The organism is Salmonella sp. 32010601201800023SM (assembly GCF_017572235.1).
Taxonomy (GTDB): domain Bacteria; phylum Pseudomonadota; class Gammaproteobacteria; order Enterobacterales; family Enterobacteriaceae; genus Salmonella; species Salmonella enterica.
Genome location: NZ_JAGEQS010000001.1, coordinates 1,056,283 through 1,079,057 on the forward strand (window position 1 = coordinate 1,056,283; position 22,775 = coordinate 1,079,057).

At 53.9% G+C, this 22,775-nt stretch carries 22 protein-coding genes; 2 read left to right on the forward strand and 20 right to left on the reverse strand.

From position 1 onward, the window contains the following. Positions 1-44 precede the first annotated feature (44 nt). The 13 genes from J4617_RS05340 to yceD all read right to left on the reverse strand — a co-directional run bounded on the left by J4617_RS05340 (position 45) and on the right by yceD (position 10,847). Positions 45-842 carry a metal-dependent hydrolase gene (locus tag J4617_RS05340; RefSeq protein WP_208290675.1) on the reverse strand — a complete coding sequence of 266 codons (798 nt, stop codon included), beginning with the start codon at positions 840-842 and terminating at the stop codon, positions 45-47. A 10-nt stretch (positions 843-852) separates the two neighbouring features. Further along, positions 853-1,857: a DNA polymerase III subunit delta' gene (holB, locus tag J4617_RS05345; RefSeq protein WP_000872453.1), complete on the reverse strand. Its 1,005-nt coding sequence runs from the start codon at positions 1,855-1,857 to the stop codon at positions 853-855. Next, positions 1,854-2,495, reverse strand: a complete 642-nt coding sequence (gene tmk / locus J4617_RS05350) for a dTMP kinase (protein WP_017466043.1) — start codon at positions 2,493-2,495, stop codon at positions 1,854-1,856. The genes holB and tmk overlap by 4 nt, the downstream gene beginning before the upstream one ends. Then, the gene (gene yceG, locus J4617_RS05355; RefSeq protein WP_000736459.1) at positions 2,485-3,507 is read right to left on the reverse strand and encodes a cell division protein YceG; all 1,023 of its coding nucleotides are present in this window, start codon (positions 3,505-3,507) and stop codon (positions 2,485-2,487) included. Before yceG ends, tmk begins: the two co-directional genes overlap by 11 nt. A 2-nt stretch (positions 3,508-3,509) precedes the next feature. Next, a complete protein-coding gene (gene pabC / locus J4617_RS05360) occupies positions 3,510-4,319 on the reverse strand; it encodes an aminodeoxychorismate lyase (protein ID WP_017466042.1) in 810 nt (269 codons plus the stop codon). 123 nt (positions 4,320-4,442) lie between these two features. Further along, positions 4,443-5,684 carry a beta-ketoacyl-ACP synthase II gene (gene fabF / locus J4617_RS05365; protein ID WP_000044664.1) on the reverse strand — a complete coding sequence of 414 codons (1,242 nt, stop codon included), beginning with the start codon at positions 5,682-5,684 and terminating at the stop codon, positions 4,443-4,445. Between the two features lie 85 nt (positions 5,685-5,769). Next, the gene (gene acpP, locus J4617_RS05370) at positions 5,770-6,006 is read right to left on the reverse strand and encodes an acyl carrier protein (RefSeq protein WP_000103754.1); all 237 of its coding nucleotides are present in this window, start codon (positions 6,004-6,006) and stop codon (positions 5,770-5,772) included. A gap of 155 nt (positions 6,007-6,161) precedes the next feature. Next, positions 6,162-6,896 (reverse strand): 3-oxoacyl-ACP reductase FabG, encoded by a 735-nt coding sequence (gene fabG, locus J4617_RS05375; protein WP_000007236.1) that lies wholly within the window; start codon positions 6,894-6,896, stop codon positions 6,162-6,164. A 12-nt stretch (positions 6,897-6,908) separates the two neighbouring features. Next, entirely contained in the window at positions 6,909-7,838 is a 930-nt protein-coding gene (fabD, locus tag J4617_RS05380; protein WP_000191342.1) for an ACP S-malonyltransferase, read from the reverse strand. Positions 7,839-7,853: 15 nt separating this feature from the next. Continuing rightward, entirely contained in the window at positions 7,854-8,807 is a 954-nt protein-coding gene (gene fabH, locus J4617_RS05385) for a beta-ketoacyl-ACP synthase III (protein ID WP_000288148.1), read from the reverse strand. Positions 8,808-8,887: 80 nt separating this feature from the next. Beyond that, the gene (gene plsX / locus J4617_RS05390) at positions 8,888-9,967 is read right to left on the reverse strand and encodes a phosphate acyltransferase PlsX (RefSeq protein ID WP_001532250.1); all 1,080 of its coding nucleotides are present in this window, start codon (positions 9,965-9,967) and stop codon (positions 8,888-8,890) included. Between the two features lie 133 nt (positions 9,968-10,100). Then, a complete protein-coding gene (gene rpmF / locus J4617_RS05395; protein WP_000290727.1) occupies positions 10,101-10,274 on the reverse strand; it encodes a 50S ribosomal protein L32 in 174 nt (57 codons plus the stop codon). Positions 10,275-10,325: 51 nt separating this feature from the next. After that, positions 10,326-10,847, reverse strand: a complete 522-nt coding sequence (yceD, locus tag J4617_RS05400; protein ID WP_001174492.1) for a 23S rRNA accumulation protein YceD — start codon at positions 10,845-10,847, stop codon at positions 10,326-10,328. 197 nt (positions 10,848-11,044) lie between these two features. Here yceD and J4617_RS05405 point away from each other — a divergent pair, with 197 nt between their 5' ends. Next, positions 11,045-11,629, forward strand: coding sequence for a nucleoside triphosphate pyrophosphatase (locus J4617_RS05405; protein WP_001137607.1), 585 nt, complete (start codon positions 11,045-11,047; stop codon positions 11,627-11,629). 71 nt (positions 11,630-11,700) lie between these two features. On the opposite strand, the gene J4617_RS05410 is transcribed toward J4617_RS05405, so the two are convergent. The 3 genes from J4617_RS05410 to rluC form a co-directional block, all read right to left on the reverse strand. After that, positions 11,701-11,925, reverse strand: a complete 225-nt coding sequence (locus J4617_RS05410) for a hypothetical protein (RefSeq protein ID WP_000528428.1) — start codon at positions 11,923-11,925, stop codon at positions 11,701-11,703. Positions 11,926-12,130: 205 nt separating this feature from the next. Continuing rightward, positions 12,131-12,874 carry a DUF3053 domain-containing protein gene (locus tag J4617_RS05415; RefSeq protein ID WP_077905581.1) on the reverse strand — a complete coding sequence of 248 codons (744 nt, stop codon included), beginning with the start codon at positions 12,872-12,874 and terminating at the stop codon, positions 12,131-12,133. Between the two features lie 155 nt (positions 12,875-13,029). Continuing rightward, a complete protein-coding gene (rluC, locus tag J4617_RS05420; protein ID WP_000846314.1) occupies positions 13,030-13,989 on the reverse strand; it encodes a 23S rRNA pseudouridine(955/2504/2580) synthase RluC in 960 nt (319 codons plus the stop codon). A 573-nt stretch (positions 13,990-14,562) separates the two neighbouring features. On the opposite strand from rluC, the gene rne reads away from it, so the two are divergent. Further along, a complete protein-coding gene (gene rne / locus J4617_RS05425) occupies positions 14,563-17,766 on the forward strand; it encodes a ribonuclease E (RefSeq protein WP_000827476.1) in 3,204 nt (1,067 codons plus the stop codon). A 256-nt stretch (positions 17,767-18,022) separates the two neighbouring features. Here the strand turns inward: rne and flgL are convergent, their stop codons facing one another. From flgL to J4617_RS05445, 4 genes are all read right to left on the reverse strand, one after another. Then, a complete protein-coding gene (gene flgL, locus J4617_RS05430; protein ID WP_001223032.1) occupies positions 18,023-18,976 on the reverse strand; it encodes a flagellar hook-associated protein FlgL in 954 nt (317 codons plus the stop codon). A 14-nt stretch (positions 18,977-18,990) separates the two neighbouring features. After that, positions 18,991-20,652 (reverse strand): flagellar hook-associated protein FlgK, encoded by a 1,662-nt coding sequence (flgK, locus tag J4617_RS05435; RefSeq protein WP_000096425.1) that lies wholly within the window; start codon positions 20,650-20,652, stop codon positions 18,991-18,993. Between the two features lie 64 nt (positions 20,653-20,716). Next, positions 20,717-21,667 carry a flagellar assembly peptidoglycan hydrolase FlgJ gene (gene flgJ, locus J4617_RS05440; protein ID WP_000578692.1) on the reverse strand — a complete coding sequence of 317 codons (951 nt, stop codon included), beginning with the start codon at positions 21,665-21,667 and terminating at the stop codon, positions 20,717-20,719. After that, positions 21,667-22,764, reverse strand: coding sequence for a flagellar basal body P-ring protein FlgI (locus tag J4617_RS05445; RefSeq protein WP_001518955.1), 1,098 nt, complete (start codon positions 22,762-22,764; stop codon positions 21,667-21,669). Before J4617_RS05445 ends, flgJ begins: the two co-directional genes overlap by 1 nt. Positions 22,765-22,775: the final 11 nt, after the last annotated feature.

Here is a 22,775-nt window from a genome sequence, read left to right on the forward strand (position 1 = left end):
TTTACGCGCTTTGCTTATTAATTACGAGCTTTAAAAAAACTCGTTTAACGGATTGATGACAGGCGAGACGCGTCAATATGGAACAGGCGAGCAAAGTTATCGGTGGTGATCTGCGCCAGTTCTTCAACGGCAACCCCTTTCAATACCGCCATATATTCTGCGACGTCGCGTACCATCGCAGGCTGGTTCTCTTTACCGCGATGCGGCACCGGCGCCAGATAAGGAGAATCGGTCTCGACTAATAACCGATCCAGCGGCACATAGCGCGCCGCATCACGCAACTGTTCAGCGTTACGGAACGTTACGATGCCGGAAAAAGAGATATAAAACCCCAGATCCAGCAATTTGCCGGCCGTTTCTCTGTCTTCTGTAAAACAGTGTAGTACGCCGCCGCAATCCGTCACTTTTTCTTCGCGCAGGATAGCCAGCGTATCGGCACGCGCGTCGCGAGTATGGACAATCACCGGTTTATGCAATTCGCGGCCAATCTGGATATGATGAATAAAAGACGCCTGCTGACGGATTTTGGTCTCAGGCGTGTAAAAGTAATCAAGCCCGGTCTCGCCCATCGCCACCACATCGTCTTCTGCAGCAAGGAGGCGCAGTTCTTCTACGTGATATGCTTCATTCTGATTTAACGGATGCACGCCGCAGGAAAAGACCACATTATCGCGCTTGCCCACCAGCTCGCGCATATGGCGATACCCCGGCAGCGTCGTCGCCACCGCTAAACAGAACTTCACATCGCGCGCGGCGGCTTTCGCCAGCACATCGTCCACGTCCTTATGCAAAGATTGATAATCCAGACCATCAAGATGGCAGTGTGAGTCGACTAAAAACATAATGTCTCTCTCAAAGATGAGGAACAGGCAACAAGGTGCCTGGTTGCAGGTAATGCTCGATGCGGAGAATGAGATCGGTTAATACCAGTTCGCGGTTTAATCCGGTCACATGAAGTAATTGATCACGACAATGGCAAACATCGTTCAGGATTGCCTGAATACGCGCCGGGGATAGCGGCCCCGCCAGCGCGGCAACAACCGCGTCCGCATCAACGTTTGTCAGGTACGACGCGCCGTGCTGACGTTTCAGCGCGTCTACCAGCAGCGTCGCCAGCCAGTGCAGGCGCGCCGGGGCTTGCTCATGATTGAGCGCCGTTAATACCGCATACCAGTCGCCCGTATGCAAACTGTCCATTAACGCCTGACACAGCGCCTCACGCTGCGCCCAGCGTTCAGACTGCAACAGCGCCAGCGCGGCGCCGGGCGACCCCGCATTCAGACGTAGCGCCGTGAGCAATGCTTCTTGTGACGCCGTCACTTCTCGCGACAGCCATGACATCGCATACGATTCGGACGGCGGCGCCAGATGATGCAGCCGGCAGCGGCTGCGTAATGTCGCCAACAGACGAGCAGGCTCCGGGCTGGCAAGGAAAAACCAGGTTTGCTCCGGCGGCTCTTCCAGCGTTTTGAGCAACGCATTGGCGGCGGCGTCGGTTAATAGCGCCGCATCCGCAATCCACACCACCTTCGCGCCGCCCAGACGGGAGTGCTCGTACAATTTCTCGCTGACCTCGCGTACCGCATCTACGCCGAGGCTGCTTTTGCCTTTATCCGGCGTCAGCGTGTAATAGTCCGGATGCGTGCCAGCCTGCATAAGCTGACAGCCACGGCAATGCCCACAGCTTTTGTGGCCCTCAGGCTGCTGGCATAACAGATAACGGCTCAGCGCATAGCACAGCGCCTCGTCGCCCATGCCAGGTAAGGCCTGAATCAGTAGCGCATGGTGCCCACGTCCCGCCTGGTAACTTTCTACCAGTTTTTCATAGGCGGGCCGTAACCATGGATACCATTTCATGCCGCTTGCTCCTGCACCCACTTCGTCACCGTGGCGCGAATGTCGCGCATGACGACATCCAGCGGCTGGGTCGCGTCAATGGTGCGGATACGCGAGTCTTGCGCCGCCAGTTCCAGATAGCGCGCGCGAGTCCGGTTAAAGAAATCAAAAGATTCCTGCTCAATGCGATCCAAATCGCCGCGCGCTCTGGCGCGTTTTAGCCCGACTTCCGGCGTGACATCCAGATACAGCGTCAGGTCAGGGCGAAAATCGCCCAGCACGGCATCGCGTAGTGTCGCCAGCATGGTTTGATCAATGCCGCGCCCTCCCCCCTGATACGCCTGGGTCGAGAGATCGTGGCGATCGCCGATCACCCATATGCCTTGCGCCAGCGCGGGCTTGATTACCGTTTCGACGAGCTGTACGCGAGCGGCATAAAACATCAGCACTTCCGCTTTATCGGTAATCACTTCGTCGCCTACCGATCGAATATCCAGCACCAGACTTCGTAGTTTTTCGGCAAGCTGCGTACCGCCCGGCTCACGGGTAAAAATCATGTTACGAATACCCAGTTGCTCAAGGGTCTCCACCACCACGTCGCGCGCAGTGGTTTTTCCGGCGCCTTCCAGGCCCTCGATGACGATATAATTACTGCCCATTTTTTTCCTTAAGCACTTTCAGGTACTCCTGCACTGACCGATTATGGCTGGCAAGATTGGTGTTAAATGTGTGACCGCCTTTACCGTCGGCCACAAAATAGAGATACGGCGTTTTCGCCGGATGCGCCGCCGCCTGCAATGACGCTTCGCTGGGCGATGCAATCGGTCCTGGCGGCAGCCCGGTTATGGTATACGTGTTATAAGCCGTCGGCTTTTCCAGATCCGCACGCGACAAGTTACCATTATAACTCGTCCCCATCCCGTAAATCACGGTGGGATCGGTCTGAAGGCGCATACCGATTCTCAGGCGATTAATAAAGACTGAGGCCACCTGATCGCGTTCGCTGGCGACAGCCGTCTCTTTTTCAATAATCGAGGCCATTGTCACCAGTTGGTTCTGATCTTTATAAGGCAGCCCCTCGGCCCGACCTTTCCAGACAGTATCGACAGCTTTCACCATCTTTTGATGCGCTCGCTTGAGAATAGCGACATCGCTGGTGTTGGCGGTATACATCCAGGTATCGGGCCAGAACCACCCTTCTACCCATTCCGGGTGCGCAAGCTTTAATGCCTGAGCGACAGTGGCGTAGTCATCATCCGGCAATGTATGGCGAATATACGGCGCCTCTCGTAGCTGTTTTAGGTAGTCGCTAAGGCGCATCCCTTCCACAAACCGCAACGGGAATTGCGCTTCTTTGCCGCTCTCCAGCAACTCAAGCATCTCCCGTACGGTCATCCCCGGCGTAAAACGGTAAGTTCCCGCTTTAAAGTGCGATAACTCAGGCTCCACGCGCAGCAGCCACTGAAATACCCGGGGGCGATTAATGATTTTTTCATCATAAAGCTGGTCGCCAAGCGCCAGCCGCCCCGTTCCCGCCTTGAGCGTAAAGATAGTCTCGTTTTTAATAAGTAACGTGCTGTTTGCCAGATGGCGAACTTTCCACATCCCCACGCCCGCGGCAATACCCAGCACAACCAACAGCAGAAGGAAAACGCCTGACAATTTTTTCATAACTAATTCGGATGCTCACAAAATGGGGCTAAAAATTGAAACAGTGTTCGCGAAGAATACGACGTCCCGTGATAGGCGCGTATGGGAATAATCGGCATTAGCGCGTTGCAGATGATAACCTCATCCGCCTGCCTGACCGCCTCCTCTCTCGCCTGTACTTCAAGAACCTGGAAAGGAGATTGCGCCAGTTGGCGTAAACAAAATTGTCGCATAATGCCGTTCACCCCAGCCTGATCCAGACGCGGCGTAAAAACAATATCGCCTGTACGCCAGAACAAATTAGCCGCACAGCATTCCGTAACCCATCCCTCGCTGTCAAGAACCAGCGCCTCATCGGCGTCCGTCTGCTCAAGATGAGAGCGAATCAACACCTGTTCGAGGCGGTTCAGATGTTTTAATCCGGCAAGATAAGGATTGCGCCCAAGCGGTATGGGACTAAGGGTAAGAGTGATGCCTTGCTTACGCCACTGAGAATAATAAGCGGGATAAGCAGAAACGGAGAGGATTCGGGTAGCTGCCTGACAATTCGTGGCGCTGTATCCCCGGCCGCCGCTGCCACGGCTAATGATCACTTTCAACACGCCTGAATCATGCCCTGTGGCCAACATTGTCATCTCTTGCCGAAGGGTCGCCCAATGGCTAAAAGCGATCCGTAATTTTTCACAGGCAACCTGCAAGCGCTGAAGATGCGCTTCCAGATGGCAAATGTTGCCATCAACAATACGTGCGGTCGTAAAACTGCCATCGCCGAACTGCGTCGCCCGGTCGCTTACAGCAAGTTGATCCTGCGCATGGCCATTAATTAAAAACATAGTGGCTCCTTATCCGTCGCCTGCTAGTGTGGCAGGATGAATAACGCAGAACAAGAGGTGATATGCCTGATAAAAAAGGCCCGACAAGCGGACCTTTTTATTAATGTCTGTCTCTGGCTTAACTTAGATCTTTTTAAAGATCAAGGAACCGTTAGTTCCGCCAAAGCCAAAGGAGTTACACAGAGCGTACTCCAGATCGCTGACCTGGCGCGCTTCATGCGGCACGAAGTCCAGATCGCAACCTTCATCCGGGTTATCCAGATTAATGGTTGGCGGAATGGCCTGATCGCGTAGCGCCAGAATAGAGAAAATAGACTCTACTGCGCCTGCGGCGCCCAACAGATGGCCGGTCATCGATTTGGTCGAGCTCACCATCACTCGGCTTGCGGCATCGCCAAAGACTGACTTAACCGCCTGCGTCTCAGCTTTGTCGCCGGCAGGCGTCGACGTGCCGTGCGCGTTGACGTAGCCAATCTGAGCAGGCTCAATCGCGGCATCACGCAACGCGTTAACCATCGCCAGCGCAGCGCCTGCGCCATTTTCCGGCGGCGACGTCATATGGTAAGCATCGCTGCTCATACCAAAGCCGACGATTTCAGCATAGATTTTCGCACCACGCGCTTTCGCATGTTCGTACTCTTCAAGCACCAACATACCGGCACCGTCGCCCAGTACAAAACCATCGCGTTCTTTATCCCACGGACGGCTTGCCGCCTGTGGGTTATCGTTGCGGGTCGACAGCGCGCGCGCTGCGCCAAAACCACCTACACCCAGCGGCGTACTGGCTTTTTCTGCGCCACCTGCCACCATCGCGTCCGCATCGCCATAGGCGATGATACGCGCGGCATGGCCGATGTTATGCACGCCTGAAGTACAGGCAGTCGCAATAGAGATGCTTGGCCCACGCAGGCCATACATGATAGTCAGATGGCCTGCTACCATGTTAACAATCGTCGACGGGACAAAGAACGGGCTAATCTTACGCGGTCCGCCTTTTACCAGCGAACTGTGGTTTTCTTCGATCAGACCGAGACCACCGATACCGGAGCCGATAGCGGCGCCAATACGGCTTGCGTTCTCTTCCGTCACTTCAAGGCCAGAATCCTGCATGGCCTGTACGCCAGCGACAATTCCATATTGAATGAAGGCATCCATCTTGCGCTGTTCTTTGCGCGAGATAATGTCATCACAGTTAAAATCCTTTACTAAGCCAGCAAATTTCGTTGCATAGGCGCTAGTATCGAAATGGTCGATCAGGCTGATGCCACTCTGACCGGCAAGGAGAGCTTTCCAGGTAGACTCTACGGTATTGCCGACAGGAGACAACATGCCCAGTCCGGTCACAACTACACGACGCTTAGACACGGTTGTCCTCCAGGGAGGGAAAATGATTCTAGTGGGACAAAAAGATAAAACTCAGGCGGTCGAACGACCGCCTGGAGATGTTCACTTACGCCTGGTGGCCGTTGATGTAATCAATGGCAGCCTGAACGGTGGTGATTTTCTCAGCTTCTTCGTCCGGAATCTCAGTATCAAACTCTTCTTCCAGAGCCATTACCAGCTCAACGGTGTCAAGAGAATCTGCGCCCAGGTCTTCAACGAAAGAAGCATTGTTGGTTACTTCTTCCTGCTTAACGCCCAGCTGTTCGCCGATAATTTTCTTAACGCGTTCTTCGATAGTGCTCATACTCTTAAATTTCCTATCAAAACTCGCTTTCGCGATGGTTTTCGTAGTGTATAAAATGTTGAAAAATTTGCAACTAAATCCCGGCAGGTCTTACCACGATTTTACGTTATTTTGCGGCCTTTCGCCCTAATAACGCAAATATTTTTCAATCGTGATTAAACCATGTACATTCCGCCGTTGACGTGCAGAGTCTCACCAGTGATGTAACTCGCTTCGTCAGAGGCTAAAAATGCAACCGCACTGGCGATTTCCTGAGCGCCGCCGAGGCGACCCGCAGGCACCTGCGCCAGGATACCCGCACGCTGATCGTCAGACAGCGCACGCGTCATGTCCGTTTCAATAAAACCCGGAGCCACAACATTGACAGTAATACCACGGGACGCAACTTCACGCGCCAGTGATTTACTGAAACCGATCAGGCCCGCTTTCGCCGCAGCGTAGTTTGCCTGACCTGCATTTCCCATGGTACCAACCACAGAACCAATAGTGATAATGCGACCACAACGCTTTTTCATCATAGCGCGCATTACCGCTTTTGACAGGCGGAAAACGGATGATAAGTTGGTTTCGATAATATCGTTCCACTCATCATCTTTCATTCGCATCAACAGATTATCACGAGTGATACCGGCATTATTAACCAGGATATCCACTTCACCAAATTCTGCGCGAATATTTTCCAGAACAGATTCAATAGATGCAGGATCGGTCACATTCAACATCAAACCTTTCCCGTTAGCACCTAAATAGTCGCTAATGTTCTTCGCACCATTTTCACTGGTCGCAGTCCCGATAACTTTCGCGCCGCGGGCAACGAGAGTCTCTGCAATTGCGCGGCCTATGCCACGGCTTGCACCAGTCACCAGCGCAATCTTTCCTTCAAAGCTCATGGTTTTCCTCTTTTATTGCGTAAGTGCCGCAGACAGCGCCGCCGGCTCGTTCAGCGCCGACGCTGTCAGGGTGTCGACAATACGTTTCGTCAGACCAGTGAGGACTTTACCTGGACCCACTTCATAAAGATGTTCAACGCCCTGCGCCGCGATAAATTCCACGCTCTTCGTCCACTGTACCGGATTGTACAACTGGCGAACCAGCGCATCGCGGATAGCGGCGGCATCGGTTTCACATTTCACGTCAACGTTGTTTACTACCGGCACCGTTGGCACGTTAAAGGTAATTTTGGCTAATTCAACCGCCAGCTTATCTGCCGCTGGTTTCATCAGCGCGCAGTGCGACGGTACGCTCACCGGCAGCGGCAGCGCGCGTTTCGCGCCAGCGGCTTTACAGGCTGCGCCTGCGCGTTCTACCGCCTCTTTATGCCCGGCGATAACCACCTGTCCCGGCGAGTTAAAGTTAACCGGTGAAACAACCTGCCCTTCGGCAGATTCTTCACAGGCTTTAGCAATAGAGGCATCATCCAGCCCGATGATCGCAGACATGCCGCCAGTACCTTCCGGAACCGCTTCCTGCATGAATTTACCGCGCATTTCCACCAGACGAACGGCATCAGCAAAGTTGATGACGCCAGCGCAAACCAGCGCGGAATATTCGCCCAGGCTGTGACCTGCCATTAACGCAGGCATTTTACCGCCCTGCTGCTGCCAAACGCGCCAAAGCGCGACGGAAGCGGTTAATAACGCCGGCTGCGTCTGCCAGGTTTTATTCAGTTCTTCCGCTGGACCTTGCTGGGTGAGCGCCCACAGATCATATCCCAGAGCCGCAGAAGCTTCAGCAAACGTTTCTTCTACGATAGGGTAATTTGCCGCCATCTCGGCCAACATCCCAACGCTCTGAGAACCCTGACCGGGGAACACAAATGCAAATTGCGTCATGTTTAAATCCTTATACTAGAAACGAATCAGCGCGGAGCCCCAGGTGAATCCACCCCCGAAGGCTTCAAGCAATACCAGCTGACCGGCTTTAATTCGCCCGTCACGCACGGCTTCATCCAGCGCGCACGGCACAGAAGCCGCGGAGGTATTGCCGTGCCTGTCCAGCGTGACGACGACATTGTCCATCGACATGCCGAGTTTTTTCGCTGTCGCGCTAATGATACGCAGGTTAGCCTGATGCGGCACCAGCCAATCGAGTTCTGAGCGATCCAGGTTATTAGCCGCCAGCGTCTCATCGACAATATGCGCCAGTTCAGTGACCGCCACTTTAAAGACTTCATTACCCGCCATCGTCAGGTAAATCGGGTTATCCGGATTTACGCGATCGGCATTCGGCAGGGTCAGTAATTCACCGTAACGGCCATCGGCATGAAGATGAGTGGAGATAATACCCGGCTCTTCAGAAGCGCTCAGTACGGCCGCGCCTGCGCCATCGCCGAAAATAATGATCGTACCGCGATCGCCAGGATCGCAAGTGCGGGCTAATACATCGGAGCCGACCACCAGCGCGTGTTTAACCGCGCCGGATTTAACGTACTGGTCGGCGATGCTTAACGCGTAGGTGAAACCTGCGCACGCTGCCGCGACATCAAACGCCGGGCAACCTTTAATACCGAGCATACTTTGAATCTGACATGCCGCGCTTGGAAATGCATGCGTTGCTGATGTGGTAGCTACCACAATCAAGCCAATTTGGTCTTTATCGATCCCCGCCATCTCAATCGCGCGATTCGCAGCGGTAAAGCCCATCGTCGCGACAGTTTCATTAGGCGCGGCGATATGGCGTTCACGAATACCTGTACGAGTGACAATCCACTCGTCAGAGGTCTCAACCATTTTTTCCAGATCGGCGTTAGTCCGCACTTGTTCAGGCAGATAGCTGCCAGTACCAATAATCTTCGTATACATGTACGCTCAGTCACTTTTCGGTTATATACCGTTACCTGTAAACGTCTGGCACGCTGGCGGCGCCGGGGAGACAGCGATTATTATCTGTGCGCCCGCAGGTTTACGCCTTTGCCATCGTCCAGCGGTTCAAATCCGGCTGGGTATACAGATTCCAGGCGAGCGGCAATTCGCTGAGGAACTTGTCGCTGCACCGCCTGCACTGCCTGTTCAATCGCGACTGCAAATGCTCGCTGATTGGCCGCACCATGACTTTTTATCACCGTGCCGCGCAATCCTAACAGACAGGCGCCATTATACTGGTCGGGGTTGAGGTGACTGAATCGCCTCGTCAGGCTTTTTTGTAACCAACGTTTTAATAACAGCAGCCACCACGACCGTTTTTTCCCCTCGCCCTGTGATTTCAGCAGTGAAAGGAACATTCTGACAACCCCCTCCATCGTTTTAAGTGTGACATTGCCTGTAAAGCCGTCACACACCAGTACATCGGTTTTTCCCGTCAGTAACTCATTCGCCTCAAGGTAGCCGATGTAATTGATGGTTGGGACTGTTTTTAACATTAAAGAGGCTTCGCGAATACTGTCGAGGCCTTTGGTTTCTTCTTCCCCGATATTGAGTAGCGCCACGCGGGGATTTTTGATCCCGACGACCTCTTCCGCCAAAACGGCGCCCATCACGGCAAACTGCACCAGCATGGTACTGTCGCAGTCGACGTTGGCCCCCAAATCAAGCACTACCGTTTTGCCCTTTTGCTGGTGCGGTAATACCGTCACCAACGCCGGACGCTCAATCCCCTCAAGAGGCTTGAGCAATAATTTCGCCAGCCCCATCAGCGCCCCGGTATTACCGGCGCTAACGCAAGCTTCGGCTCGGCCTTCTTTCACAAGCTCCAGGGCCACACGCATGGATGTCCCGCGACTGGCGCGGATCGCCTGCGAAGGCCGGGCATCACTGGCAACAACTGACTGTGCAGGGATAATCTGCAGACGCGAACGTTGTTCAAAGTCAGCTTTGGCAAGTAATGGCGTGATAATATCGGGATTCCCGACTAAAAGAAGAGTGAGCTGCGAATTAGCGTTCAGTGCCTGCAATGCTGCAGGCACCGTCACGGAAGGACCAAAATCGCCCCCCATGACATCTAACGCCAGGGTTAGACGTGTCAAGGTATCGTCGCTGCCTGGTTCGGTGTTCTCCGCTTACGCGGAGAAATCCTCACTAAGCTTTATCACGCTTGTACTCTTCGGCTTTTACACCACAGGCACGCCTGTGATGCAAAAGGCATCGAGTATCGCGCGATTACTTAGCGATGACCTTACGGCCGCGGTAGTAACCGTCGGCAGTGATGTGGTGACGCAGGTGTTTTTCACCAGAAGTTTTGTCTACAGACAGGCTGGTGACTGCGGTCAGAGCGTCATGGGAACGACGCATGCCACGTTTGGAACGGGTTGGTTTATTCTGTTGTACGGCCATGGACCTTACTCCTCAATTACGGTTTATCCCTGCGTCCGCGGGGAAGACCTATTACTTACGCTTTAAGCTGGCTAATACGGCAAATGGGTTTGGCTTTTGCGCTTCATCAGGCAGTTCGCCAAAGACCATGTCCGCCTCGGACACTTCACAGTGTTCAGAATCATGCACCGGAACTACCGGCAAGGCGAGGATGATTTCATCTTCAACCGTCGCCAGCAGATCGATTTCGCCGAATTCGTTTACCTCAATCGGCTCATACGCTTCCGGCAGTGCTTCAGCCTGCTCGTCGGAACGGACAGGGCTAAAACAATACGTTGTGTGAACCTGATGGGTAAACGGTTTCCCGCAACGCTGGCATTCGAGCGACACCGTAACGACCGCATCGCCGGTTAAAACGGCGAGACGCTGGTTATCGATAGCGAACGACATGGAGCATTCCACATCACTGTCCACACTGACTACAGATTCGGCAACGCGCTCAACCTGATCGGGGGTATAGATACCCTGGTAATCAAGGCGTTTTTGAGCGGTACGAACCGGATCAAGAGTCAGGGGTAATTTTACCTTTTGCATAGGGCGCGCATATTAACTTCGTAACGTCATATAGTCAAAGAAAAAGGCAGCCTGCGGTTGCCTTTTGCCAATAATTCGCACACATTGCGGGTTACAGACTTATTTTCGCTCAAGACGAGTCAGTATGACAGGCTTGAAGACCGAAGAGCATAGTTTAAGATGGCTCTCATCATTACGCTATATCTGAGGGAAAAAATATGCCCCGTCTCATCCTTGCGTCTACCTCTCCCTGGCGTCGCGCGCTGCTGGAAAAGCTGACGATTCCTTTCGAATGCGCCGCGCCGGATGTTGATGAAACCCCCATGCCGGGCGAAGCGCCGCGTCAGTTGGTGCTGCGGCTGGCGCAGGCGAAGGCGCAATCGCTCGCCGCGCGTTTCCCGAATCATTTGATTATTGGCTCCGACCAAATTTGTGTTCTGGACGGCGAAATCACCGGCAAACCGCTGACGGAAGAAAAAGCGCGTCAGCAATTAGCCAAAGCCAGCGGAAATATTGTGACGTTTTATACCGGACTGGCACTGTATAACTCCGCCTCCGGGCAATTACAAACCGAAGTGGAGCCTTTTGACGTTCATTTTCGCCATTTAAGCGAAGCGGAAATAGACGACTATGTCCGTAAAGAGCATCCGCTGCACTGCGCGGGAAGTTTTAAAAGCGAAGGTTTAGGCATTGCATTATTTGAGCGCTTAGAGGGTCGTGATCCGAACACGCTGATCGGCTTGCCGCTTATTGCCCTGTGCCAGATGCTGCGACGGGAGGGCTTCAACCCGCTACAGCAGTAAACGGCCTACTCTGTAGGCTTTTCAAATACCCCTAAAAGCCGTTTCTGCACGTGTTGGTAGTTATCTCCCGTTTATTGGGGAGCAGTTTCGACCGCTTCCAGTTCTAACCAACTGGAAAGCGCTTGTTGTGAACAATTTAGCGCCTGCCGATCTTCACTCTCTTCGTGCGGGCCCGTTTCCTGGTCAATCCATTCACCGACCAGAAAAAAAGCATTGGCATTACGAACCGATGTACGGTGCGTTTTATCCCATAGGGTATCAACAGCGGTATACGTGCGCGTTAATGAATTCCCCATCTCAGTTCAGTTTTGTAAAAACACATGTTCTCAATACTCGCCTGACGCGCTCTACGGCGTCAAAAGCGGCTTACGAACTTATTCTCGCGAACAACTCTCAGGACGTTTACTGTCCTGAAACCTTCCCTTTGCGACTCGTTAAATTCCATCTCGCGATGAGTTTACGCCCTCCCCCGAACATTGCTTCACCTCACGACACATTCCTTTAATTAACGCCGCCAGCGTCAGCCGCATCTTGTTGACTATGTATAAATTCAACCATCTGCTGAGTAAGATGGTTTATATCATTCTGCGTAATGAAAAAATTAAATTTTTGATCCTGAAAGTGTTCTTTTGCTGCCAGGTCTACAAAAACCGCTTTTCCATCCGTTTCAAAGCGGACTTTATTTCCCTGTTTTTGCAGAAACTCGCCCATTGCGACCAGCTGGTCGAGCCGCTTTCCGCGCAGAAAATAATAGCGAGTCATCGTCTCATCCAGCGGTGTTACGGTTTTATTCCACGCAGCGTCAAAGACAGGCTTCACATCAGAGGGGAGCTTTAAAGCAGAATATTTTTTTCTGTTTTCACTACTCACATTTTTCAACCGAAGGATAAATCGATTGTTTACGTCACGAGCCACACGTAGCTCGTTCAGGAAAACCAGATTATCACGCTCAGACTGGATAACACCGGTGATCTTATCCTCCTGGCCGGTCTCATACACCACAGCAAAGATTTGCCCGTAGGCAGCTAATAGTACATCGTAGTCATCGGCGTAATGACCAAAAGCCTGACGTTGGGCTGGCGTCAACTCACAGACGCCCACCACGGGAGACGTAATGACTTGCGTATTCAAATACTCAACGAAAGCCCGTCGTGAACTATCGCCCTTCCCTTCGCAACCGGTCAGCATCGCGATAACGAACGGCACGATAACGTATTTTCCCCAACGCTGAGTAAATGAGCGCATCCAGCTAGTATTGGCCATCTGTTCGTCCTTAAACACGCCGAAATCCGGATCGCAAGAATAAACAGTACACAACGGTAAAAATGCGTCGGATACAGCAAAACAAAAATATTATGAGAAAAGTGAGATTCGGGCAGATAACCTGCCCGAGAGAGGAACTATTTTGCGTTACGCAGCACCTGTAGACAGCGCTTCAGGGCGTTATCCATTGGCGCTTCAATGCGCATGACGTCGCCCGTTCCCGGATGCGTGAACTTCAGCGCCGCGGCGTGCAGAAAGAGACGTTTAAGACCGGTTCCCGCTTCGGTAAGCTGTTGATCAAACTCACGGTCGCCGTAGCGATCGTCGAACGCAATAGGGTGACCGGCATATTGGGTATGTACGCGAATCTGATGCGTACGGCCCGTGACCGGGCTACAGCGCACCAGCGTGGCGAAGGCATAGCGCTCTTCCACCTTGAAGCGCGTTTCTGACGGTTTGCCTTCCTGGCTCACGCGAACAATGCGTTCGCCGCTTTGCAGAATGTTCTTTAATAATGGCGCCTGTACGGTTTTAACGTGCGATTGCCACTGGCCGCGCACCAGCGCCAGATAATCTTTCTGCATTCCCTTTTCGCGCAGTTGCTCATGCAGCGAACGCAGCGCGGAGCGTTTTTTCGCCACCAACAGCACGCCGGAGGTATCGCGGTCAAGACGATGCACCAGTTCCAGGAATCGCGCTTCCGGGCGCAATGCCCGCAGCCCTTCGATGACGCCGAAACTTAACCCGCTCCCGCCGTGTACGGCGGTGCCGGAAGGCTTATTCAGCACCAGAATATGGTCGTCTTCATACAAAATGACGTCCGCCAACGCCGCCACTTTTTGCAAATGCGGCGACACGGCCTCTTCTTCGCGTTCAGCAACGCGAACCGGCGGAATGCGGACTTCATCGCCCGCTTCCAGTTTGTATTCCGGTTTAATGCGTTTTTTGTTCACCCGCACCTCGCCTTTACGCAAGATGCGATAAATCATACTTTTTGGTACCCCTTTCAGTTGGGTGCGCAAAAAGTTATCAATGCGTTGCCCCGCTTCGTCAGCGGCGATAGCAACAATTTTTACGGATGGCGTTTCTGTTTTCATGGGGGGCGATTCTAAATAGCCTGTGAGATTCGCGCCACACATTTTTCTATGCTTATAGAGACGTCTACGCCAGTGGATGAACATTTTTCACTGCGGTTTTGCTGGTTATTAAAGCGATTGGCTCACGCTGGTGAAAAAACTGTGAGTAAGCGGGTGATAAATGGTAAAAGTCATCTTGCTATAACAAGGTTAGCAGTGGAATAATGATGCGGTTTCCGCACCGAAACTTGTTAAAACAAAAAGTTTAGCGGAATAACCCATTTTGTCTGACCGATCATCAACGCAGCAATGGCGTAAGACGTATTGATTTTTCAGACAGTTAGCGGGCTGCGGGTTGCAGTCCTTACCGGTAGATAGGATCTTCTCTGGAGAGTAATGCCCAGGCTGCTTCCCTGATAATTGCGCTGTGTTTCCGTATGAAATACAGGCAACCGACACTCTGCGCCTCTTTGAGCTGACGATAACCGTGAGGTTGGCGACGCGAAATAGTCACGAGGCCATCGGTTCATGCCCGGTAAGGCGTCACCATGCCCGCAGCTTAGTCGTCAACGTAAGAATAATGAGTAAGTTACGATGAAAAGAATGTTAATCAACGCGACTCAGCAGGAAGAGTTGCGCGTCGCCCTTGTAGATGGGCAGCGTCTGTACGATCTGGATATAGAAAGCCCCGGACACGAGCAGAAAAAAGCGAACATCTATAAAGGCAAAATTACCCGTATTGAACCGAGCCTGGAAGCGGCTTTTGTTGATTACGGCGCAGAACGCCACGGTTTCCTCCCGTTAAAAGAAATTGCCCGCGAATATTTCCCCGCTAACTACAGCGCTCATGGTCGCCCGAACATTAAAGACGTGTTACGCGAAGGCCAGGAAGTCATTGTTCAAATCGATAAAGAAGAGCGCGGCAACAAAGGCGCGGCGTTAACCACCTTTATCAGTCTGGCGGGCAGCTACCTGGTACTGATGCCGAATAACCCGCGCGCGGGTGGTATCTCCCGTCGCATTGAAGGCGACGATCGTACCGAGTTAAAAGAAGCGTTGGCCAGCCTGGAACTTCCTGAAGGGATGGGGCTTATCGTGCGTACCGCGGGCGTGGGTAAATCCGCCGAAGCGTTGCAGTGGGATTTAAGCTTCCGCCTGAAACACTGGGAGGCCATTCAGAAAGCCGCTGAAAGCCGTCCCGCGCCTTTCCTGATCCATCAGGAAAGCAACGTCATCGTACGCGCGTTTCGCGACTATCTGCGTCAGGATATCGGTGAAATCCTGATCGACAATCCAAAAGTGATGGAAATGGCGCGTCAGCATATCGCCGCGTTGGGCCGCCCGGATTTTAGCAGCAAAATTAAGCTGTACACCGGTGAAATCCCGTTGTTCAGCCATTACCAGATCGAATCGCAGATCGAGTCAGCGTTCCAGCGTGAAGTGCGCCTGCCCTCCGGCGGCTCCATCGTCATTGACAGTACCGAAGCGTTAACCGCCATCGATATCAACTCCGCCCGCGCGACTCGCGGCGGCGATATCGAAGAAACCGCGTTCAATACCAACCTGGAAGCGGCCGATGAGATTGCCCGCCAGTTGCGTCTGCGCGACCTGGGCGGCCTGATCGTTATCGACTTTATCGATATGACGCCGGTACGTCACCAGCGCGCGGTAGAAAACCGTCTGCGTGAAGCGGTGCGTCAGGACCGGGCGCGTATTCAGATTAGCCATATTTCCCGCTTCGGCCTGCTCGAAATGTCGCGTCAGCGCCTGAGCCCGTCGCTGGGCGAATCCAGCCATCACGTGTGTCCGCGCTGTAGCGGTACCGGCACCGTGCGCGATAACGAATCTCTGTCGCTGTCCATTCTGCGCCTGATTGAAGAAGAAGCGCTGAAAGAGAATACGCAGGAAGTCCATGCCATTGTTCCGGTGCCGATCGCCTCTTATCTGCTTAACGAAAAACGGACGGCAGTTAACGCTATTGAGACGCGTCAGGATGGCGTCCGCTGTGTCATCGTCCCGAACGATCAGATGGAAACGCCGCACTATTCCGTGCTGCGCGTACGCAAAGGGGAAGAAACGCCGACCCTGAGCTACATGCTGCCGAAGCTGCACGAAGAAGCGATGGCGCTGCCTTCTGAAGAAGAGTACGCCGAGCGTAAACGCCCGGAACAGCCTGCGCTGGCGACATTCGCTATGCCAGATGTGCCTCCGGCGCCGACGCCTGTCGAACCGGCGGTTAGCGTCGCCACGGCGAAAAAGGATAATGTTGCCGTCGCGCAGCCTGCCCAGCCGGGTCTGTTTAGCCGCTTCCTTAACGCGCTGAAACAACTGTTCAGCGGTGAAGAAACGAAAGCCGTCGAAACAGCCGCGCCGAAAGCGGAAGAAAAAGCGGAGCGTCAGCAGGATCGTCGCAAGCCACGGCAGAACAACCGTCGCGATCGTAACGAACGCCGCGACACCCGTGATAACCGTGCCGGACGTGACGGCGGCGAGAGCCGCGACGATAATCGTCGTAACCGTCGCCAGACGCAGCAGCAAAATGCGGAAGCGCGCGATACCCGCCAGCAGGAAACGGCGGAAAAAGTGAAAACCGGCGATGAGCAGCAACAGACGCCGCGTCGCGAACGCAGCCGCCGCCGCAATGATGACAAGCGCCAGGCGCAGCAGGAAGTAAAAGCGCTTAACCGCGAAGAACAACCTGTCCAGGAGACCGAGCAGGAAGAACGCGTTCAGCAGGTTCAGCCGCGCCGCAAGCAGCGCCAGCTTAATCAGAAAGTCCGCTTTACCAACAGCGCAGTGGTTGAAACGGTTGACACGCCGGTCGTCGTCGACGAACCACGCCCGGTTGAAAACGTTGAACAGCCCGTTCCAGCGCCGCGTACCGAGCTGGCGAAAGTTGATTTACCTGTCGTCGCCGATATCGCGCCGGAGCAGGATGATAGCGTAGAACCTCGCGATAATACCGGTATGCCGCGTCGCTCCCGCCGTTCTCCGCGCCACCTGCGCGTAAGCGGTCAGCGTCGCCGTCGCTATCGTGACGAGCGCTACCCGACACAATCGCCGATGCCGTTAACCGTCGCCTGCGCGTCGCCGGAAATGGCGTCCGGTAAAGTCTGGATCCGCTACCCGATTGTCCGTCCTCAGGAAACGCAGGTTGTTGAAGAGCAGCGTGAAGCAGATCTGGCGCTGCCACAACCGGTTGTCGCTGAACAGCAGGTTATCGCTGCGACCGTAGCGCTCGAACCACAAGCGTCAGTACAGGCGGTAGAAAACGTTGCCGTTGAGCCGCAGACCGTCGCCGAACCACAGACGTCGGAAGTCGTCGAGGTCGAGACAACGCATCCGGAAGTCATTGCCGCGCCGGTTGATGAACAGCCGCAACTGATTGCCGAAAGCGATACGCCGGTGGCGCAAGAGGTTATTGCTGACGCCGAACCGGTAGCAGAAACCGCCGACGCGTCCATTACGGTGGCTGAAGACGTAGCTGATGTTGTCGTTGTCGAGCCAGAAGAAGAGACAAAAGCGGAAGCGGCTGTTGTGGAGCACACGGCAGAAGAAACCGTTATCGCACCGGCCCAGGTGGTGGAAAAACCGCAGGACGTTGTCTGCGTTGACGATCATAACCACGCCAGCGCGCCGATGACGCGTGCGCCAGCGCCGGAATATGTGCCGGAAACCCCGCACCATAGCGACTGGCAGCGCCCTTCCTTCCACTTTGAAGGTAAAGGCGCAGCAGGCGGACACAGCGCCACACGTCACGCCAGCGCCCCGGCGACACGCCCACAGCCGGTAGAATGATGTAAATGCTGATACAAAGCCGACCGCCAGGTCGGCTTTTTTATGCCCCTTACAGGGCGATGCCTCACCCCATGGCGTCTTTTAGTCACTCCAGGCGTTTATGAGATCGGGCGGGATAATACGTACGGATGGCGACGCTACGGGCGCGACAATATGACCACTAACTCAATGACGACTAAAAAAATGCCCGCGCCGGGGTGGATGGCGCGGGCAGACAAAACATATCCAGTTTCGTGATATGTTTCAAAAAGAGGCGTTACCGGTTCAACTGGAAAAGCGACATTCCCTGCATGTCGGTAAACGTTTTATAGGACGCCTGTAATGCCGCCTGTTGCATTACGTAGGAGGAAATGACCGAGTTCCAGTCCACATCTACCAGGTTGCTCATCTGCAACTTCTGTCCCAGCGCACGGTCGCTTCCCAGTGAATCCAGCGTACTGAGTTCGCTCAGTTGCGTTCCCAGTTCCGCACGAACGGTCAGGACGTTATTAAGCGAATTTTTTAAGCCGCGATTGGTTTTATCAATGGCGGCAGCGGCTTTTTCTTTTTCCACGTCATTGCCTTCCACCGGGGTCTTGAGCGCGGCAATTGCCGTATCGAGCATGACAAACAGATTCTTTTCGGAGTCCGAGCCATCCGGTTCCGGCACCGCATTGCTAGTGATGCTATTAAAAATTTGCGCTCCCGTATGGCCAATTACCATCGTGCGTGCGGAATCCACCTGCTGGGTAACACTTTTCTCGCCGCCATGATAACCACCTGTCGCCTGGTCGAATGGCGCCGCTTCCGTTTTATACCCGGCAAAGATATAGCGACCATTGCCGTCAGTGCTGTTTGCCAGGTTCATCAGCTGATCGCGGATGCCCTGTAAATCCGTCGCCAGCGACGCGCGGTCATCGTCGCTTAACGTGCCGTTTCCGGCATAGACGATTTTTTCCTGCGCGGTTTGAATCGCCGTCGTCACCTGACTGAGTACGCTTTCTTCCAGCGACACTTTTTGGGTGGCAAACGTACGCGCCAGGGCGTACTGGCTATTCTGCGCCTGCGCCTGAGAGAGTACTACCGCCTGCGACGCGGCGATCGGATCGTCAGATGGGTTGGTAACGCGCTTACCGGTAGACATCTGCTCGCCCAGCTTCATCCATTCGGCCTGAGAATTAGTGATGCCGCTCATATTTTGTTCGTACATCATCTGGGTACTGATACGCATGTCATCCTTCTCCTTTAGCGAATATTCAATAACGCATCAAACAGCGCATTCGCGGTCTGCAATACTTGCGCATTCGCCAGATAATACTGCTGATAACGCTGCAAATTGCCGTACTCTTCGTCGAGGTTAACGCCGGAAACCGACTGTTGCTGTTTATAAAGCTGTTTAACCACATTCGCCTGCGTGGTGCTGCTGGTTTTCAGCGTTGACGTTTTGTTACCCACATCGCTGACCAACGTGGCGTAAGCATCGTTAAAAGTTTTGTTGCCGCCCACTACATTGCTGTTTTGTAAGTCCAGCAATGCCTGACCATTGCGGTTATCGCTGTCGCCGGTATCCACGTCAGGATCGAGTTTTGACTCAGACGCCATCGCAATCTCGGCTTCATTCGTCACTTTAACGTTCATGTCGACGATAGCATTGCTAACCGGCTTGAGAAGAAAACTGTCGTTTTTCTGTGCGCCGGTCCCTACCGTCACTTTCAGACCGTCAATCTCCAGTTTTCCGTCAGCATCTTTTGTCGCCGTGAAGGTGGTGTTATCCGCAGTGCGAGTAACCTGCCAGTCTGTACCGTCAAAAACAATCTTATAATCCGTTGCCTGAACCTTCGTGCTGTCGACCACCTTAGCGGTTAGCGATACCGTTTTATCGGCATTATTACTGTTGCTATATACCACCGGCGAGCCAATGCTAAAGAAGTCTTTCCCTTTATTGCCGTCGGCGTCATAACCTTTGGTATGCTGCGCGTTAAACGCATCGGCAAACGCCAACGCCAACTGGCCCAGCGTATTACGAGTCTGATCCAGATCCTGAGAACGGAACGTCAGTAGCCCGCCGAGCGAACCGGTGTTCAGCAACTTTTCCGGAATTTCGATGTTACCGGCGGCCTCATCGACATAAGCGACAGTCGTTCGCGTCGGGTCGGCGCTGGAGGGAACCGCCGCCAACTGACGCGCCGTCGACCCCTGCACCAGCGTATAGCCATTGGCCATCGTCAGGTTATAGGTGCCGCCGTCCTGTACACTCACCTCGACGCCAACGATCTTGTTAAGCTCGCTGACCAACTGATCACGCTGATCGAGCAGGTCGTTCGGCGATGCGCCCGCGCCTACGCCCGTCATACGGGAGATTTGATCGTTCAGGTTAGCTATCTGCTTCGCGTAATTGTTGATTTGCGCCACGCTGGAGCCAATCGCGATATTGACCTGTTTATCCTGATCGCGCAGATACTGATCGGTGGTTTTGAACTGGTTTACCAGCCCTTCCGCTTTACCAATCAGCGCCTGACGCGCCGCAGGATCTTCCGCATTACTGACTAACGTTTGCAGGCTGGTAAAAAAACTCTGCAACGAACCAGACAGTGAGCTGGATTTATCGGCCAGCAGGTTGTCGATTTTCGACATCTGTTCATAGCGCGTGGTCAAGCCGCTGCTCTGGTTTTGCGCGCCGCGTAGCTGATTAGTGATAAACGCATCATATTCGCGCTGTACGCCTGAAACGTAAACGCCATTACCTATCCAGCCGCCAGCCCCTAACGTACTGTTTGCCTGCGCCAGAATAGTTGTCTGCCGGGTATAACCCGCAACGTTATAATTGTTGATGTTATTACTGACCGTATTTAACGCGGCCTGCGCGGCGTTAAGTCCGCTCATGGCGTGATTAATCAAGCTGGACATGATGGTTCCTTTTAATCCTTCAATACTCGTTGTTATCGGCAGCGACTACGTGGACTTGAGCAATTTAAAAGAGATTGTCGAGATTCGCGCTGTAGGTTTTGCTGACCTTTTCACTCATCGCTTTCAACTGCTGAATCATGCTGGTCAATTTACGCGCGTAATTCGGGTCAGTGGCGTATCCGGCGTTTTGCAGAGCCACTGCGCCCTGCTCTGCCGTGGCGGCAGTGGTCACGGCAGCGTAGCGTGGGTTACGCGTTAACAGCGCGACATAATCCGATAATGCCTCCAGATACGAGCTATAGACGCGGAATTTCGCTTTCACTTTTTTCGCTTCGCCATTTTCGTATTCAGTGGTGGTGATTTCCGTCACCGGCCCTTTCCAACTGGCGGTCGCTTTCACGCCAAATACGTTATAGCTGGGTTCGCCATTCTCCCGCAGGATTTGCCGCTGCCCCCAGCCGGACTCCAGCGCCGCCTGCGCCAGAATCAGATGATGCGGCACCCCGCTTTGTTCGCTGGCCAGCCTCGCCGGGAGCGAAAGCCGGGCCAGAAAGTCTTTACTGTCGCCGGAGAGCGGCGCATCGCTGCTGTCCGGCGTTTTCGGTATGGCTTTGCGCACCAGTTGGGTCAGCGCCTGATTTTGATAGCTGTTTACCGTCTCCAGGGAGAATTTAAGCGGTACTTGCGGCGCATCATCCGCAGGCATCGTCTGCCCGCTGGTCATCTGTTTAACCATCATATCCGCCAGCCCCAGTCCCTTGCCGGCAGTCATCTGCTGGGCGATCTGCTGGTCATACATGCTGGTATACAGACGCGTCTGATCGCTGCTGAATAAACCATCTTTGGGTAAAGCCTCGCGCATACTTTTCAGCATCATCTGCACAAACATCCCTTCCACCTGACGGGCCACAGGACGGATATTCGCCGCCGGGTCCTGGCCCGCTTTCGCTTTCAGTTCGTTCAGAGATTGCGCATCCCAGGCCGCGCTGGCCAGCAATTTACCGTCTCCGATCATCAGATGATTTCCAGTTTGGCGCGTAGACAGCCCGCGCTCTGCATGGACTGCAAAATCGACATCAGGTCCATCGGCGTCGCGCCAAGCGCATTCAGCGCACGCACTACGCTGTTCAGATTGGCGCTGGAACGCACGCTCTGTAGCGATCCGCCGCTCTGACGCAAATCTATTTGAGTCTGTGGCGTCACCACGGTCTGCCCGCCGCCAAATGGCGTATTCGGCTGGTTGACGTTGAGCTGGCGATTGACTGTCACTGACAAATTGCCCTGCGCCACAGCGCAGCTATCCAGCGTGACTTCCCGATTCATGACCACCGAACCGGTACGCGAGTTGATCACGACTTTTGCATCCTGCGGCGTCACGTTGACTTCCATATTTTGAATGTCCGCCAGAAAACGCACCTGCGAGCTGTTGCCGCTGGGCACGCGCACCTGTACCGTTCGCGCATCAAGCGCAGTGGCGCTGCCGTAACCGCGGGCGCGGTTAATGGCGTCGGTAATTTGCTGCGCCATCGTAAAATCTTCGTCGTTCAATTGCAGATTAATGGTGTTGCCAGCGCCGAACTGAGTCGGCAACTCGCGTTCGATAATCGCGCCATTAGTGATGCGCCCGCCATTAAGCTGGTTAACCTGCACGCTACTGCCGCCTGCGGAAGCGCCCGCGCCGCCGACCAGAATATTGCCCTGCGCCAGAGCATACACCTGGCTGTCCACCCCTTTTAACGGCGTCATTAATAACGTCCCGCCACGCAGACTTTTAGCGTTCCCCATTGAGGAAACGACGACATCGATCGTTTGTCCCTGTCGCGCAAAAGGCGGATACGACGCCGTCACCATCACCGCCGCCACGTTTTTCAACTGCATGTTGGTGCCGGTGGGGACCGTAATCCCCAGTTGTGACAGCATATTATTCAGCGTCTGGGTGGTAAATGGCGTCTGGGTCGTCTGGTCGCCCGTACCGTCCAGCCCGACCACCAGCCCGTAGCCGATCAGCGAGTTTTCCCGTACTCCCTGGACACTGGTCAGATCCCGGATACGCTCGGCGTGCGCCAGAGTGGCAACCAGTGCCAGAACGATTCCTGCAAGAGCTTTAAACACATACACCTCGC